Here is a 16,049-nt window from a genome sequence, read left to right as displayed (position 1 = left end):
ATTGGTTAAGCGAGAATGACTGAGTGTACAGACGCGCAATGGTGAGCGCAGTTTAGGTATTGCCAACATAATATTCAACTAAGAACATACTAAATCGCGGTCGTATCTCAAAAGTAATCATTACATCTTGAGCATAACCGTATCAATTTAACAAAACGCTACCAGTAACGTTCGTAAATGATATTTCCCCCAGTTTGATGGCGATACTTTTCCAAGCCTAGCTCTTGTAAAACGGGCACGGTATCTTTGATCATTTGTGGATTCCCACACATCATGACAAAGCTACGCTGAGCTGAGAATGGCGCATCAGCGGCGTTGGACAGTAAACCCGATTCGATGAGTTCAGGAATTCGGCCTTGTAATTTACCATCAACCACTTCCCTGCTAACTATCGGTATATACTTTAATCTGCCTTCATATCGTTGCTGAAGCTGTTCAATTAGGTATTTATAAACCAGATCTTTTTCGAAACGAACGGCATGAACCAGCACAATGCGCTCATTGTGAGGCGGTAAGTTTATATCATCCAGCAGCGACAAAAACGGTCCAATCCCCGTACCTGTAGATAGCAGCCACAGGTCATGAGCCTGTTTAGGAATAGAATCATGGATTAAATCGCCATGTGCGGTGGCACCGACATAAATGCTATCACCAGATTTAAGCTTTTGGAGCCGTGGAGAAAGTTGTCCTTGAGGGTCGGCTACTATTAGAAACTCCAACCAATCGAATTGCTCGCTTGGCGCATTAACCACAGAGTAAGCGCGGCTGATCGGCTTACCTTCATCATCAAGCAAAGCAAGCTTGGTGAATTGGCCAGCTTTAAAGGAAAGAGGCGCGCCAGATATTCTCAAACTGAACAGCTCACCTGTCCAATCGATGCGTTTCTCAACTCTTGCGAGGTTGAAACCTTTGAGTTCAATCATGAGACACCTCCTATCTGGTTACTCTTAGTTAAACTTACGCCTTCAACTCAATTATGTAAAGTTTCTAGTTTACATAATCAAACCACCATTTCATTTCACATTTTAAAAACAATTTTATTACATATTAAATGATTACATCTAGAATAAATGCTCAAAGTGATAAGTCGCGTCGCAATTTGTGGCAAAGCAGATGAAAAAGGAGCAATAAAAATGGACACACTGTTAAAGGACTTTCCCGTTATCACAGAGATAAAAGTCGCATGGGGTGAAATGGATGCTCTGCAACACGTTAATAACGTGGTCTATTTTCGCTACTTTGAGACCGCACGTTTAGATTACTTCAACAAAATTAACCTGCTGGTCGACCTGCAGACCTCGCAAATTGGACCTGTACTGAGCGAGACTCAATGCCGCTACAAATTGCCTGTTACTTACCCAGACACGCTATTAGTCGGTTCTCGCGTAATCGACATGCAAGAAGATCGCATCACGATGGAGTACCAAGTGCTGAGTAAGAAGTGGGGTAAAATTGCGACCATCGCGACCGCCACTGGTGTGATGTTTGATTTTAAGAACAACGTTAAAGCTTCGATTCCAGATCACGTTCGCCAGTCGATTTTAGACTTGGAAGGAACCGTGGGTAGTACGCATCATTTGGAGTAACAATAAACGAGAGATTAAAGGCGAGGTTCCCGACAGCGCTTCTTCATCGCTATCGGGAATGATGCTGAGGTACCATTCCAACTTACGCAATAAGAAAACTAGCGTCATTCTAATGAGCCTAAGTGAATCATTCGAAACCTCGCTAAACGTAACAGCAGCGCGACTCTTCCAGCCTACGCGATAAGAAAAGCTGCGTCATTCTAGCGAGCCATAGCGAGACTAAGAATCTACTTACCGCTTGCAGCAGACCATAAAGCCATGAATAAACTCAATACAATCTGAGGGTAAATTCTGAATCACGCTCGTTCCTCTCGGTTCAGAATAACAGTTCGAGTTTGGCTCTGAGCTCTACAAAACCATCTAAAAAAGCGATTCCAGAAGAACCTAAGTGAGTCACTCGAAATCTCGCTTGAGACGCATCAGCAGCGCGACTCTTCTAGCCTACGCGATAAGAAAAGCTGCGTCATTCTAGCGAGACTAAGAATCTACTTGCCGCTTGCTGCAGACCATAGAACCATGAATAAACTCAATACAATCTGAGGGTAGATTTTGAATCACGCTTGTTCCTCGCGGTTCAGAGTAACAGTTCGAGATTGGCTCTGATCTCTACAAAACCATCTAAAAAAGCGATTCCAGACGAGCCTATGTGACCATCCGGAATTTCGCTTTAGACGTAACAGTAGAGCGACTCTTTCAGCCTACGCGATAAGAAAAGCTGCGTCATTCTAGCGAGCCATAGCGAGACTAAGAATCTACTTGCCGCTTGCTGCAGACCATAGTGCCATGAATAAACTCAATACAATCTGAGGGTAAATTCTGAATCACGCTCGTTCCTCGCGGTTCAGAATAACAGTTCGAGATTGGCTCTGACCCCTACAAAACCATCTAAAAAAGCGACTCCAGACAAGCCTAAGTGACCATCCGAAATCTCGCTTGAGACGCATCAGCAGCGCGACTCTTCCAGCCTACGCGATAAGAAAAGCTGCGTCATTCTAGCGAGCCAAAGCGAGACTAAGAATCTACTTGCCGCTTGCTGCAGACCATAAAGCCATGAATAAACTCAATACAATCTGAGAGTAGATTCTGAATCACGCTCGTTCCTCGCGGTTCAGAATGACGGTTCGAGTTTGGCTCTGATCTCTACAAAACCATCTAAAAAGCGATTCCAGAAGAACCTATGTGACCATCCGGAATCTCGCTTTAGACGCATCAGTAGGGCGACTCTTCTAGCCTACGCGATAAGAAAAGCTGCGTCATTCTAGCGAGCCAAAGTGAGACTAAGAATCTACTTGCCGCTTGCTACAGACCATAGAGCCATGAATAAACTCAATACAATCTGAGGGTAAATTCTGAATCACGCTCGTTCCTCTCAGTTCAGAATAACAGTTCGAGTTTGGCTCTGACCTCTACAAAACCATCTAAAAAAGCGATTCCAGATAAGCCTAAGTGACCATCCGGAAAATCACTTTGGACGTATCAGTGGAGCGACTCTTCCAACCTACGCGATAAGAAAAGCTGCGTCATTCTAGCGAGCCAAAGCGAGACTAAGAATCTACTTACCGCTGCTGCAGACCATAGAGCGGTTAGCAGAATGTCTCGATATATAGCGCTTCGACTTTGTCTCGCGCCCATTGCGTTTTACGCAAAAACTTCAGAGAAGATTTGATCGACGGATCTTTCTTAAAACAGTTCACACGAACGCGCTCATACATGCCATTCCAACCAAAGTGTTCAACTAGTCGGGTGACGATTTTCTCTAAACTCAACCCGTGAAGTGGGTTATTCGGCTGATGTTGGCTCATGCTATTGATCCGGTAAAGTGAAGTTGCGCGCTAATCTAACTCAAACTCGCCGTGCAACCTAATGTTTTAACCTTGAATTGGCCTACGACTCTCCCCTATAGTAGCCCAAACTTCATAAAAGCCCTTTTCACGATGAAAGCCCTCAACGACCTCAATATTTTTGTCGAAACAGCGCGCCAAGGCAGCTTTTCAAAAGCCGCTAACAGCATGGACATGACACCAGCCGCCATTAGCGCATCGATTAAGCGTCTTGAAGGGCAAATCGGTTTCCCGTTGTTTGTGCGTTCCACCCGAAGCCTGCGTTTAACCTCAGAGGGCGAACTGTTTTTAGACAAAACCACGCAAGCGTTGGCAACATTGCAAGAGGGGTTGGATCAGATCTCAAGTGCGCGCGGGGAGTTGTCTGGTCAGCTGCACATTACTGCACCCTCCGATTTTGGTCGCAATATGTTGCTCGATTGGGTGGATGAGTTCATCGATCTCTACCCAAATGTTTCCATTAAACTAGAGCTGTCCGATAGCTTGACGGATATGTACACCAAGCCTGTCGATATTGCGATTCGCTACGGCGAACCGGCCGACTCCAATCTGGTCGTATTGGCATTGTGTGGGTCAAACGAACGGATATTATGTGCATCGCCAGAGTACGTAGCTACACATCCAGAACTCACCTCTCCTGCCGATTTAACGCAACACAATTGCTTGTGCTACATGGTCGCGGATTCGGTCTACAACAAATGGACGCTCACGCGTGGCAGCGAGAAAGAACAAATCGTGGTCAGCGGTAACTTGTTGAGCAACGATAGTGACTTGCCACACCGGTTAGCGATCAAAGGCAAAGGCATTGCGAATAAATCATTGATGGACATTAGCCGAGACTTAATCGAGGGAAGATTGGTACGAGTGTTACCAGAGTGGGATTGCGGCCCAGTGCCGCTCTACATGGTATGTGCCGATCGTCGATTATTGACGCCAACGATTCGGACTTTCCGCGACTTTATCCAACAAAAATGCTGCCAGCAACGCGCCAACGTGCTGGCAACCTTCTGTCATTAGGCGATAAATCGAAGAGGACGAATCTGGGTATATTCAACCCAATCGTTCTCTTCCAATGTTTCAAGAAACGTCGCCATATGCGGGCTTTGCAAATGCTTATCCAAGGCCTCTTGCGACGCCCAGATTTCTTGGAACATAAATAGGCCATCAACTTTTTCGTCGAGATACAACTCGTATTGGCAACAGCCTTCTTCTTTACGAGTTGGCTCTAGTAAACCAGCAAGCAAATTCACCACCTGCTCCTTACTATCTGGATAGGCTTTCACTTCTGCGACTAAGTGGATCATCGTTTTATCACTCTTTTGCGATTTATATATTGATTACGGGGTGCTACGTCACCTGTAAGTAAGCTCGAATTAGATCTCGGTGAATACGGTTTCTGCGTCCCAGCGAGACTTTGGCGTTTTCGCGTTGAAGTCATCTTCCGCGTGGTAGCCAAGCGGCACGATCACAACACTGGTATAACCTTTTTCACGCAAGCCAAATTCTTCATCCAGCACTTTTGGATCAAACCCTTCAATTGGTACTGCATCGATTTCTAGCGTCGAAGCACCCAACAGCAACGTACCCACGTTGAGGTAAACTTGTTTCTCCATCCAATGGTTTGCATCTTTCAAATCAAAACGGTGCATGTTCACAAAGTAGCTACGGCCACCGCGCACAGCCGCTTTCGCTTCTTCAGTTGGGAATCGACCATCTTTTTCTTCTTGCACCATTAGCGCTTCAATGTAGTCGTTATCAATGCCTGTTTTTGCACAAAACACCAATACGTGAGAAGCGTTGAGAATCTTCGCCGCGTTAAACGCGTAATTCTCTTGCGCCGCTTTAGCGATGCGCTGCTTGCCTTCTTCTGTGCTTGCCAGAATGAAATGCCAAGGCTGGGAGTTCACACTCGATGGACTAAAACGAATCAGCTCTTTAACTGCGTCGATTTTTTCTTGAGGTAGCTTGCGTGTTGGGTCAAACACTTTCGTTGAGTAACGAGATTTTGCAGCTTGTACGATATCCATGAGGTTCTCCAATTAATGAATTTAAGCTGTGTAACAGCATAACCTCATGAGATAAAGGGAAAAACCGATTTCGATTAAAAACATTTTCAAAATAAATTTGAAAATAAAACGATAAGAAAGGCTTTGAGCGTTCTCACTGAACTTCTTCATCTTTTCAGCAATAATGCATGTTTGCTCGCAACCAAACTCAACTCATGCTGCCTCAAGATAACATTATTACATCCTTTCTGTGCAAAAAGCTCGGTCACAATCACCTTCGAATTGCTGGCGAATATTGGCACATTGAGAAGTTGGTGGCCTTGCAATGTATGATGTTGAAAGAAGCGCCTAACCTCCAAGAAGGGCTGCTTTGGTGGAGTAAAAGTGTCTCATTATTCGACCGCCGTTTGTACGTCACATTTCAACATGGTGATGCCCAAATCCATCTGCAAGTAGAATGCAGAACGGGCGATATGCCAAATTGGGCGGAGTCGGTGTTTGGCTTGCTCAGAATGCAGTTGGAGATGCTTGAGCTAAGCGAATCAATACAAGTACAAGTTCAAGCCAGCAATCCATTCTCGGCCGATATTTTTCTAGGGGAAACGCGAGATTCTAAAACGAGTTCAAGCGTGTTTGAACTGGTGAAACACGTTTATTTGCTGCTTTCTCACCAGCCAATTGAGCAACCCGAATTGCTGAGTGTTTTGAACGCCTTGTTCATCAAAAACAGCAATTACGCGCTCAAGTTAGAGCAAGCGGCAAGGCAACTGGGCGTCTCCAAACGCACCTTGCAACGTCGACTGCAAGAGAAGCAAATGAGCTACTCTCAATGCGTTGATTTCGCTAAAAGAAAGCAAGCACTCACTTTGCTTGCCGACACCCAACTCACAACGCAGCAAATCGCCTATCAACTTGGTTATGAAGAACCTTCGAACTTTCACCGCACTTTTCGTCGTTGGTATCCGTTTTCACCCATGCAATATCGCCAACAATGTTTGGATAACCGAACTCAACTAAATCAACAACCGATCCGCTTATACTACGCCAAAGCCAATACCTTCGACGATAACCACATCGACCAACCTGTCGGCAAAATCTGGATGGAAGTGGACAATATTGCGTTTGAAAAAGTGGTCTCGGTAGAATGCCGTGACCGTGATGGCACGTGGCGTCGCTACCCAGCCTTCTTCGAGCGCTTTTTAAGTCATGGCATCGAACTCTGGGCAACGACCGAACTTCCGGTAGCGCACCCCCTTACCTTTCGCCTTTGTTATGAAGTCGATGGGGAACGTTACATTGAGAATAACCACCAGCGTGACTATGTGGTTTCTAAGGGGCTTTTAATTGGTGCAACGGAATACATTGTCCCGACTCGGCAGCTTATTAATATGGGGGCGCAATACACGCTCTTTATCGAACTGGCATGCCGACTTGAAAACGTTGCGAGGATTGACTGTTACGTCGATGATGATCCCACACCTCACGCAATGCGCTTAACCAAACACTCGCTACATTATGCTTGTTGGGTGCTGCAATTATCGCTCACTCAAACTGCAAAGCAGTGCCGTTTCCGCCTTTATGATGAATCCGACAACGAGCTCGCGAAAGAGCATTACCCGATACAATATCCTATTGTGCAACCGCTCAATTAAAACTGTCGGTCAGATCAAAACCATCACTTCGTGACATCATTTCACGTCTTTTTTGGCGTAAAATGACACTCTCAATTTCAAACCTTTGCTTTATCGTTTCTGCATTGCTGCATAACGGAGGCAAAAACTGTGTTTGAAACTCTACCTAACCCAATGAATAAAATAAAAATACTTCCTTTCGCGATCGCTCTTGCCCTTTCTGGCTGTGGAAGCGACGAAACCACACCAGTCGATACAGGCAGCCACGTGGCATCTCCTGATTGGCAAGATCAAATCATTTACTTCCTGATGATCGACCGTTTTAACGACGGCGACAGCGCTCTCAATGATCAAGAGCAAAACGAATTCGATCCGACGTCGGATAAAAAATTCAGCGGCGGCGACCTCGTTGGTGTGAGTGATAAGTTAAGCTACATCGAAGATCTCGGTGCCACATCGATCTGGATTACTCCGCCAGTTGCTAACCAATGGTGGGATGCAGAGCAAAACTACGGCGGCTACCACGGCTACTGGGCGCGTGACTTCCAAAAAGTGGATGAGCACTTTGGTGACATGGAAAGCTACCAAGCGTTAGCGCGAGAAGTGCACGCTCGTAACATGTTCTTGATTCAAGACATCGTGACCAACCATGTTGGTAACTTCTTCACTTACGATGCCCCATACAATTACGATCCTAGCCTTCCTTGCCAAGGTTTCCGTTTGATAAAAAATGCACTACCTGCCGGGCAAGAGCTGCCGTACCCACTCAACATGAATGAGTGTAAAACAGACGGCACAGGCAGCTACCACTGGACGCCAAGCATCACCGACCATAACGACCCAGTACAAGAAAAAACCTGGCAACTGTCGGATCTGGATGACCTGAATACATCCGATCCTGAAGTACGCGCTTATCTAAAAGAGAGCTACCGTAAATGGATTCGCGAAGTGGGCGTTGACGGTTTCCGTATCGATACGGTGAAGTTTGTTGAGCACGATTTCTGGAACGACTTCCTGCATGCCGACGATGGTGTGATGACTCAAGCGGTTGATACTGGTCGCGATAACTTCCTGACCTTTGGTGAAGTCTTCGAAACATCTACGCCTTACCACACCGAAGGCGAAGAGAAGATGCTGACTTACATCGGCGAAAGCGGCTCGCCGGAGCAGTTAACCTCGGTGTTGAACTTCCCATTGCAAGCAACCATGACTCGCGTGTTTGCAGCAGGACAACCGACCGATTACCTACGCTTTCGTCTTGAGAAAATGATGGAGATGTTCCCAAATCCATACATCATGCCGAACTTCATTGATAACCACGATATGCCGCGTTTTCTATCGCAAGGCAGTGTCAACGATATGAAGCAAGCTCTGATCACCATGATGAGCGTACCCGGTATTCCTGTGATTTACCAAGGTACAGAGCAAGCGATGCCAGCAGCGCGCGATGCGATGTTTGCTGGCGGTTACCGTGAAGACGGCGACTACGTAGATTCATTCGACCAAAACAGCGAGATGTACTTGTTCATCCAAGAGCTTGCTAAGTTACGTACCGAAAACAAAGTCATGACACGCGGCGAAATGAAAGTCATTGGCAGCGATAAAGCTGGTGCAGGTGTGTTCGCCTTTACCCGCACTTTGGATAACGACGAAGTCTTAGTGGTAATGAACACATCTAACTCTCCAATGTTGATGAACCAACTCGATGTAGAACAAGTTGGTGGCACCGTCTTCAAACAACAAATCATGTCGAACTGGGTAGACGCTCCAGAGCAGTTAATCGCAGATGAAAACGGTTACGTAACCCTTGAGCTACCAGCCAAATCTGCCGTGATTTACTCAAAAACTAACGATACCCAATCGGTAGATACCCCAGACCTCAACATACAACTGGCGCAGGATTGGGAAGGAAAAACCATCACTGGTGATATTGTTATCGCGGGTAGTGCGAACGCCAACGAGAAGTTGAACCTTGTCGTCGATGGTAACTTAGAAACAGCGCAAGCCATTACTGCAGGCGCTGATGGTCAGTTTAGTGTCACGCTGTCGACTCGTCACTTTGCAATTGGCGAACAACAACACCGCTTCGCGATTTATTCTACTGAGAAAAAAGCGGGCATTGAAGATGTTAACTTTGTGTCGGACTTAAGCTGGTCAAACACGCCAGACGACACTATTGATGACGCGGGTGATGCGCAAGATGGCATGGGCGGTCCTAACGGTAACTATTCGCTACCAACGGATCCAACATTCGATAAAAACAATAGCCAACTCGCAATCAACAAAGCTGAGGTATTTACCGTTGGCAGTAACGTACGTTTGACCTTCACTATGGACAACATCACCGACACTTGGTTGCCACCAAACGGCTTCGACCACGTAGGTTTCACCATCTTTATTGATTTACCTGAAGAAGCCGCAACTAACTTGTCTGAGCTACCGAAGATCAACGCTTCTATGCCAAGCGGAACCTGGAGTCGTAATGCGGTTGTTTTTGGCTGGCAAAGTTCGATTTACAACACCAAAGGAGCAAATGCGACGACATGGGGAGAAGCGGTCACGCCAGCACCAACAGTGACAGTAGACAAAGCCAATAACACTATTTCGATGGACTTTGCGAGTGACGCGCTGGGCCGCCCAGATTCGCTCGATGGTATCCGCTTCTATGTCACGACTTGGGACTTAGACGGCCTTTCGGCAACTTACCGTCCGCTAGAACAAGACAAAGGCCCTTGGAACTTCTCCGGTGGCGCATCGGATGAAAGTAAGATTTGGGACGATTTACCAATCATCACCTTGTCGGAATAAACCGTTAAATAAAACACCGCCCAGCGTTTAGCTGGGCGGCCATCAACAAAAAAATGCAGAAAGACACTTCTGCTCGTTTTTATTCTAGTTAAAGAACGATTTCACCCACAGCACCAGACTGTCCCAAAGCTGAGCGAACCACGAGCCCTCTTCTACCGCTTGGCTGCTGACCAAGGGATAACTCGCCACGGTACTGTCATCGCTTTTCCAAACGACCTTACCAATCTCATCTCCTTGCGCGATCGGCGCAATCAACGGTTCATTTAACACCACACTCTTATCAAGCCCAGCCGTCATTGAACGAGGCAGAGTGAGATAGGCATCTTTAGCAAAGATCGCCTCAACTTGATTAGCATTTCCCTTCCAAACGCGAACTTTAGACTCAACTTCCCCCTGTTTAGCAACTTGCTTGGTGTCATAAAAGCGAAAACCATAGCTGAGTAGATTCTTCGATTGGCTGATCCGAGCCTGTTTACTTGGCGTACCCATCACCACCGAGATAAGGCGCATTCTTCCTTCTTTGGCCGAGCTCACCAAGCTGTATCCGGCATTGCTGGTGTAGCCGGTTTTTCCCCCGTCGACATCAATGGAATTGTCCCACAACAACTTATTGCGGTTGTACTGCGTAATGTCGTTCCACTTGAAGACTTTCTCACTGTATAGCGCGTACACATCAGGAACATCGCTGATGATCGACTGCATGAGTCTTGCCATATCGGTTGGTGAGGTTTGGATGCCATCACTATCAAGACCATGGGAGTTCACAAAATAGGTGTCTTGCAGTCCTAATTTCTCCGCCCAACCATTCATCAAGGCAACAAAGCCGCGTTCACTGCCTGCAACATGCTCAGCCAGTGCAACGCACGCGTCATTTCCTGATTGGATGATCACGCCGCGCATTAAGTTCGCAACACTAATTTCATCTTTCGGTTTGATGAACATTTTAGAAGAACCGGGAAACTTGGCCGACCACGCGTTTTCGCTCACGGTGACAACATCATCCCATTTCAAACGCCCCGCTTTGATTTCTTGTCCAACTACATAAGCGGTCATCAACTTGGTTAAACTCGCCGGAGCAAGGCCTGCTCGCCCGTTATACTCGGCAATAATGGCACCGGATTGAAAGTCCATTAATACGTAGCCTTTTGCCTGTAACTGAGGTGGGTTGGGCGTAACAACGGCAAAAGTAGGTACGCTTATTAAACAAGTCACAATTGTCCATCGAGCCAGTGACACTTTCATCCGACTTCCTCCATGCTCTTACTTTGTCGCAACTCTATTGAGCATAGCTCACTCAACCAGTTGCACCAGTCGCTAATCGTTTCATTTTCTTGAACTTACATTGATTTGACCAAGGTATAGAACTGAAGAGGCAATTGGGAAATAGCGTTGGTTCTTCGCGCCATTCGCAGTAAAGTAGCGCTACCCCTCAATAAGGAAATAAAGATAACAATGAACGCTCAATCATTTATCGACGCAGGATTGCATTACACTCCCCACAGTTTTACCGTTCCTCTGGATTACCAAAACGCGAGCAAAGGCACCATTGAAGTCTTCGCCCGTGCGGTTTGCCTAGTTGGCGAGGAAGAATCGACCAAACCTTGGTTGGTTTACTTTCAGGGCGGACCTGGCTTTCCCTCTCCGCGTCAAAACGGCAATAACGGCTGGGTAAAACGCGCGCTGCAAGAGTACCGAGTTTTGCTTCTCGACCAGCGCGGTACGGGCAACAGCAGCGTAATTAATCACCAGACGCTTGCTCACCTCACGCCAGAGCAACAAGCAGACTACTTGAGCCACTTCCGAGCGGATAACATCGTGCGCGACGCGGAATACATTCGTGAGCAATTTGGCGTCGAAAAATGGGCGATCTTAGGTCAAAGCTTTGGTGGGTTTTGCTCCCTCACCTATTTGTCTTTGTTCCCAGACAGCTTGCTGCAAAGCTACATCACGGGTGGCGTGCCATCAGTCTCGCGTCATGCCGACGATGTGTATGAAGCCACCTTCAAACGCACCATGGAGAAAAACCAAGCGTTCTTCCAACAATTTCCCAATGCGCAACAACTTTGCCAAAACATTGCGAATCACTTGCTGGAAAATGAAGAGTACCTACCAAATGGTCAACGCTTCACAGTGGAGCAATTTCAACAAATCGGCATCAACTTTGGTGTGAGTGATACTTTCTTACCAACTTACTATTGGCTAGAAAGCGCGTTGATTGAAGTGAACGGCAAACCACAACTTCGTTATGAGTTCTTAAACGATATGTTGGCGCAGCAAAACTTCCAAACCAACCCGATCTACGCCATTTTGCATGAATCGATTTACTGCCAAAGCTTCGCGTCGAATTGGAGTGCGCACCGCGTTCGCCAAACCCGATCAGAGTTTAATTATGAATCTGGCAAGCCATTTTACTTTACGGGGGAAATGGTCTTCCCATGGATGTTCGACCAATACGTTAACCTCAAACCACTAAAAGACGCCGCAGAAATATTGGCAGCGAAAAAAGATTGGACTGCGCTGTACGATCAAACACAACTGGCTCAGAACAAAGTGCCTGTCAGTTGCGCCGTTTACGCCGATGATATGTTTGTTGAAATGGATATCAGCCGAGAGACGCTCGCGTTAATACCAAACTCAAAAGCGTGGATCACCAATGAGTACGAGCACAACGGCTTACGTGCCGACGGTGAACGCATTCTCGACAGGCTCATTGCCATGGGTAAACAGACCGCAGCTGCGTTGAAATAAGCAGGACAGACGTTAGAAATACGCCTTTTTAGTATTTGATGAAAAGGCGTTTATAGCGGTTTATGAACAATGGCGATCAGTCATTCACTCTTTGTCCCTAAACCTTTATCCCTCACCACCTCATGTATAAAACTGCGACATGTCCTTTCCTTGTCAATGACTCCGGTGATTACTTGGTGCTTCTTGCGCCTAACTTTTTTGAAGGGCCCAAAACAGCATAAATTTAAACCAAAAGTATCGGCTCCAACCTACCTAACCCACTATAATTAATGCTTATAATTTGAACACATAGCGGCTTCACCTGCGGACATGCTCCCCCTATCAAAGACCGCCAGGCCCCGCCTACTCATAATATCCGTATAATTTGTCCGTATTTCCGACTAGTTTAGTCAGGTATACTTCGTGCCGCTAAAATTTTAAGGTCGTTGACCACCTGTATTTTTAAAGGAAACCTCATGAGTCAGTATGTAGTTTGTGCGCTGTACAAGTTTGTTGAGCTGAATAACTATCAAGAGCTACGCGAGCCATTACTTGCGTTGATGGAAAAACACCATATTCGCGGAACATTACTACTGGCAAGTGAAGGTATCAACGGTACTGTTGCATCTGATCGTGCAGGTATTGATACGCTACTGGAGTGGCTAAACAACGAACCTCGTTTGACTGGCACCGTATACAAAGAGTCGTATTCTGAGACCCAGCCATTCAATCGCACCAAAGTGAAACTGAAAAAAGAGATCGTAACATTAGGTGTTGAAGGTATAGACCCTCGCCACGTAGTGGGTACTTACGTGAAACCTCAAGAGTGGAACGATCTTATTGCTGATCCTGAAGTGTTTGTTGTCGATACACGTAATGATTACGAAATCGAGATCGGGACATTCAAAGGCGCTGTAAACCCAAATACTGAAACCTTTCGTGAATTCCCAGACTATGTAAAAGAAAACATGGACCCGGCAAAACACAAGAAAGTTGCGATGTTCTGTACCGGTGGTATCCGCTGCGAAAAATCAACGGCTTACATGAAAGAACAGGGCTTTGATGAGGTCTACCACCTAGAAGGCGGCATTCTTAAATATCTTGAAGAAGTTCCTCAAGAAGAGAGCATGTGGGAAGGCGATTGTTACGTATTTGACGGTCGTGTTGCAGTGAACCACCAGCTAGAAAAAGCAGATTACGATTTATGTAACGCTTGTCGTCTACCGATCACTGAAGAAGACAAACAGTCAGAATTGTTCGAGCAAGGCGTGAGCTGTCCAAAATGTCACGGCACACACTCAGAAGAACAAATTGCTCGATTCCGCGAGCGTGAAAAACAAGTTGTTCTTGCAGAGCAGCGAGGCGAGCAGCATGTTGGTGGTGAAAGTGCCAAGCAAAGAGAAGCCCGACGTGCCGCTAAGTACGCGCAAAAAGAAGCGCAGCGTAAACAAGACTAAGCCCAACTCTCCTTATATTTAGCGAGCTGCCGTAAGGTGGCTCGCTTTTACTACGCACCAATACTCTTTCAATACAATTTTGTATCCCTCACCAATACCTCTAGTTGATTGTCTCTTTTGCCTTCGGGTAGCCCCACCATTTCATCATAAGCACTTTGATGCACTAGAACCTGCTTATTTGCTTTGATATTCCTGCACTTCTTTTGCATCTCGATCAGGGAATGAGCCCTCAAAAAGATACCGTTGTCATCAGTGATAAATTGCGCTTCTCCATCAATCACGACAGATGCCTGGTACAATGCGAGATCAAGCGAATGAATGACCAATTTGTCTACATAGAAGTATTTTTGTAACTTACTCAATGGTATTGCCATGTGTCACCTCCCTGAAAGTTACCTCTACGTTTTGTAGAATAAAACCGATCATTGGATGAGATTTCTTCGGTTTACTTGCGTACAACATCGGAAACAAAGAGGATTCCGATGCAAACAATCAATGTCGTGTGGTTAAAGCGAGATTTAAGGCTGACTGACCATCAACCACTAACTCAAGCATTATCAACAAAGCACCCAACTGTGCTTTTGTATATTGTTGAACCATTGCTATTGAACAACCCACACTATTCTGAGCGCCACTGGCGATTTGTTTGGCAATCACTGCAAGACATGGATGAAACGCTCAAAGCGTATGGGCATCGAATCACGGTGCTGTTTGACGATGCCTTAGCATGTTTCCAATCAATTCAAGCGCAATATCAAATCAACGCTGTTTTTTCTCACCGAGAAATAGGACTCAACTGCACCTTTGAACGAGACCGACAAGTTGCCGCTTGGCTGTATGAGCAGAACATCGACTGGTTTGAATTCGAACACGGTGCTGTAATCAGAGGTGCAATAAACCGGCAAGGTTGGGACAAACATTGGGACTCTGTCATGAGAGCCTCAATAAGCCCTATTGAGCTCCAAACCGACTTATTGCATTCATTGGATGCAGAAGCTCTCGGCTGTTCGTTTTCGCCACCATCATCCTGGCTATCAAAATGCAAAGGAATGCAAACGGGAGGAAGCCGGCTCGCTTGGAAAACACTAGAGGACTTTTTCCATCGTCGAGGTCGTGATTACTATCGAAGCATTTCTAGTCCCACAGCCTCACGCACAGCCTGTACTCGACTTTCTCCATATCTCGCTTGGGGTAACATATCCTTGCGTGAAGTTTATCAATACCTTTTGAAACACTGGCAAGTCGCTGGATTTCGTCGCAGCTTAATTGCATTGTCTTCACGGCTTCATTGGCACTGTCACTTCATCCAAAAATTCGAATCGGAATACGACATGGAGTTTTACTGCGTTAATCGGGCTTACGAACCATTGATTAAACAAAGTAGTACTTTCGATGAAGAAAAGTTAGCAGCATGGAAATCCGGGCATACTGGCGTACCTTTGATTGATGCCTGCATGCGCTGTTTGCACCACACTGGTTACATTAACTTTCGCATGCGTGCCATGCTGGTTAGCTTTCTTACTCACCACATGAACATGGATTGGCGAGTAGGTGTAACGCATTTAGCGCAACTATTTCTCGACTTTGAGCCTGGAATTCATTACCCACAATTCCAAATGCAAGCAGGAGTAACCGGGACTAACACAATCCGTATTTATAATCCGATCAAGCAAGCCCAAGAACATGATCCTAACGGTACGTTCATCTACAAGTGGGTGCCTGAGTTACAAATGGTTCCTCCCCCTCTTTTATTCGAGCCCTGGACAGTGACCCAGATGGAAGCTGTCATGTATCAGTTGCAGCCAGATAGCCGTTACCTTGCACCTATTATCGCACCAGACAACACAGCTAAGGCAGCAAGAGAGCGCTTATGGGCGTGGCGGAAACGAGCCGATGTGAAACAAGAAGGCAGACGAATTCTTGCGCGACATGTTAGGCCCTCAAAAGAAAGTAGGACGCGATGATCATCTTTCAATCACGATGCGTACAAATG

Annotated in this window: 13 protein-coding genes; 7 read left to right on the top strand and 6 right to left on the bottom strand. The window is 46.2% G+C overall.

Annotation, left to right across the window (positions count from 1 at the left end):
* Positions 1-158: 158 nt before the first annotated feature.
* Entirely contained in the window at positions 159-923 is a 765-nt protein-coding gene (locus tag J4N40_RS23230; protein WP_005374935.1) for a ferredoxin--NADP reductase, read from the bottom strand.
* 210 nt (positions 924-1,133) lie between these two features.
* Here J4N40_RS23230 and J4N40_RS23225 point away from each other — a divergent pair, with 210 nt between their 5' ends.
* Entirely contained in the window at positions 1,134-1,586 is a 453-nt protein-coding gene (locus tag J4N40_RS23225; RefSeq protein ID WP_171345528.1) for an acyl-CoA thioesterase, read from the top strand.
* 1,583 nt (positions 1,587-3,169) lie between these two features.
* Here J4N40_RS23225 and J4N40_RS23220 read toward each other — a convergent pair.
* Positions 3,170-3,388 (bottom strand): VF530 family protein, encoded by a 219-nt coding sequence (locus tag J4N40_RS23220; RefSeq protein ID WP_025613103.1) that lies wholly within the window; start codon positions 3,386-3,388, stop codon positions 3,170-3,172.
* Positions 3,389-3,520: 132 nt separating this feature from the next.
* On the opposite strand from J4N40_RS23220, the gene J4N40_RS23215 reads away from it, so the two are divergent.
* Positions 3,521-4,444 carry a LysR family transcriptional regulator gene (locus tag J4N40_RS23215; RefSeq protein ID WP_025768616.1) on the top strand — a complete coding sequence of 308 codons (924 nt, stop codon included), beginning with the start codon at positions 3,521-3,523 and terminating at the stop codon, positions 4,442-4,444.
* Here the strand turns inward: J4N40_RS23215 and J4N40_RS23210 are convergent.
* Both J4N40_RS23210 and nfsB read right to left on the bottom strand, forming a co-directional pair.
* Positions 4,441-4,731: a putative quinol monooxygenase gene (locus J4N40_RS23210; RefSeq protein WP_213904642.1), complete on the bottom strand. Its 291-nt coding sequence runs from the start codon at positions 4,729-4,731 to the stop codon at positions 4,441-4,443. The genes J4N40_RS23215 and J4N40_RS23210 overlap by 4 nt on opposite strands.
* 69 nt (positions 4,732-4,800) lie before the next feature.
* Complete coding sequence (nfsB, locus tag J4N40_RS23205; protein WP_005374924.1) at positions 4,801-5,454, bottom strand: oxygen-insensitive NAD(P)H nitroreductase; 654 nt, start codon at positions 5,452-5,454, stop codon at positions 4,801-4,803.
* Positions 5,455-5,621: 167 nt separating this feature from the next.
* Between nfsB and J4N40_RS23200 the strand changes: the two genes are divergently transcribed.
* Together J4N40_RS23200 and J4N40_RS23195 are read left to right on the top strand one after the other, a co-directional pair.
* Complete coding sequence (locus J4N40_RS23200; RefSeq protein WP_250654548.1) at positions 5,622-7,085, top strand: helix-turn-helix transcriptional regulator; 1,464 nt, start codon at positions 5,622-5,624, stop codon at positions 7,083-7,085.
* A gap of 129 nt (positions 7,086-7,214) precedes the next feature.
* Positions 7,215-9,872 (top strand): alpha-amylase family glycosyl hydrolase, encoded by a 2,658-nt coding sequence (locus tag J4N40_RS23195; protein ID WP_213904644.1) that lies wholly within the window; start codon positions 7,215-7,217, stop codon positions 9,870-9,872.
* An 84-nt stretch (positions 9,873-9,956) separates the two neighbouring features.
* Here J4N40_RS23195 and J4N40_RS23190 read toward each other — a convergent pair whose 3' ends face one another.
* On the bottom strand, positions 9,957-11,114 hold the full coding sequence (locus tag J4N40_RS23190) for a D-alanyl-D-alanine carboxypeptidase family protein (RefSeq protein WP_104976414.1): 1,158 nt from the start codon (positions 11,112-11,114) through the stop codon (positions 9,957-9,959).
* A gap of 210 nt (positions 11,115-11,324) precedes the next feature.
* Between J4N40_RS23190 and J4N40_RS23185 the strand changes: the two genes are divergently transcribed.
* Positions 11,325-12,620: an alpha/beta fold hydrolase gene (locus J4N40_RS23185; protein WP_005374900.1), complete on the top strand. Its 1,296-nt coding sequence runs from the start codon at positions 11,325-11,327 to the stop codon at positions 12,618-12,620.
* A gap of 455 nt (positions 12,621-13,075) precedes the next feature.
* Positions 13,076-14,056: an oxygen-dependent tRNA uridine(34) hydroxylase TrhO gene (gene trhO, locus J4N40_RS23180; RefSeq protein ID WP_005374899.1), complete on the top strand. Its 981-nt coding sequence runs from the start codon at positions 13,076-13,078 to the stop codon at positions 14,054-14,056.
* Positions 14,057-14,124: 68 nt separating this feature from the next.
* On the opposite strand, the gene J4N40_RS23175 is transcribed toward trhO, so the two are convergent.
* Positions 14,125-14,430 carry a DUF6482 family protein gene (locus tag J4N40_RS23175; protein WP_005374898.1) on the bottom strand — a complete coding sequence of 102 codons (306 nt, stop codon included), beginning with the start codon at positions 14,428-14,430 and terminating at the stop codon, positions 14,125-14,127.
* Between the two features lie 108 nt (positions 14,431-14,538).
* Between J4N40_RS23175 and J4N40_RS23170 the strand changes: the two genes are divergently transcribed.
* The gene (locus tag J4N40_RS23170; RefSeq protein ID WP_250654547.1) at positions 14,539-16,020 is read left to right on the top strand and encodes a cryptochrome/deoxyribodipyrimidine photo-lyase family protein; all 1,482 of its coding nucleotides are present in this window, start codon (positions 14,539-14,541) and stop codon (positions 16,018-16,020) included.
* Positions 16,021-16,049: the final 29 nt, after the last annotated feature.

The sequence above is a fragment of the Vibrio sp. SCSIO 43097 genome, from assembly GCF_023650755.1.
Classification (GTDB): domain Bacteria; phylum Pseudomonadota; class Gammaproteobacteria; order Enterobacterales; family Vibrionaceae; genus Vibrio; species Vibrio alginolyticus.
The sequence above is the reverse complement of the archived record's forward strand: the minus strand, read 5'-3'. Positions and strand labels throughout refer to the sequence as shown.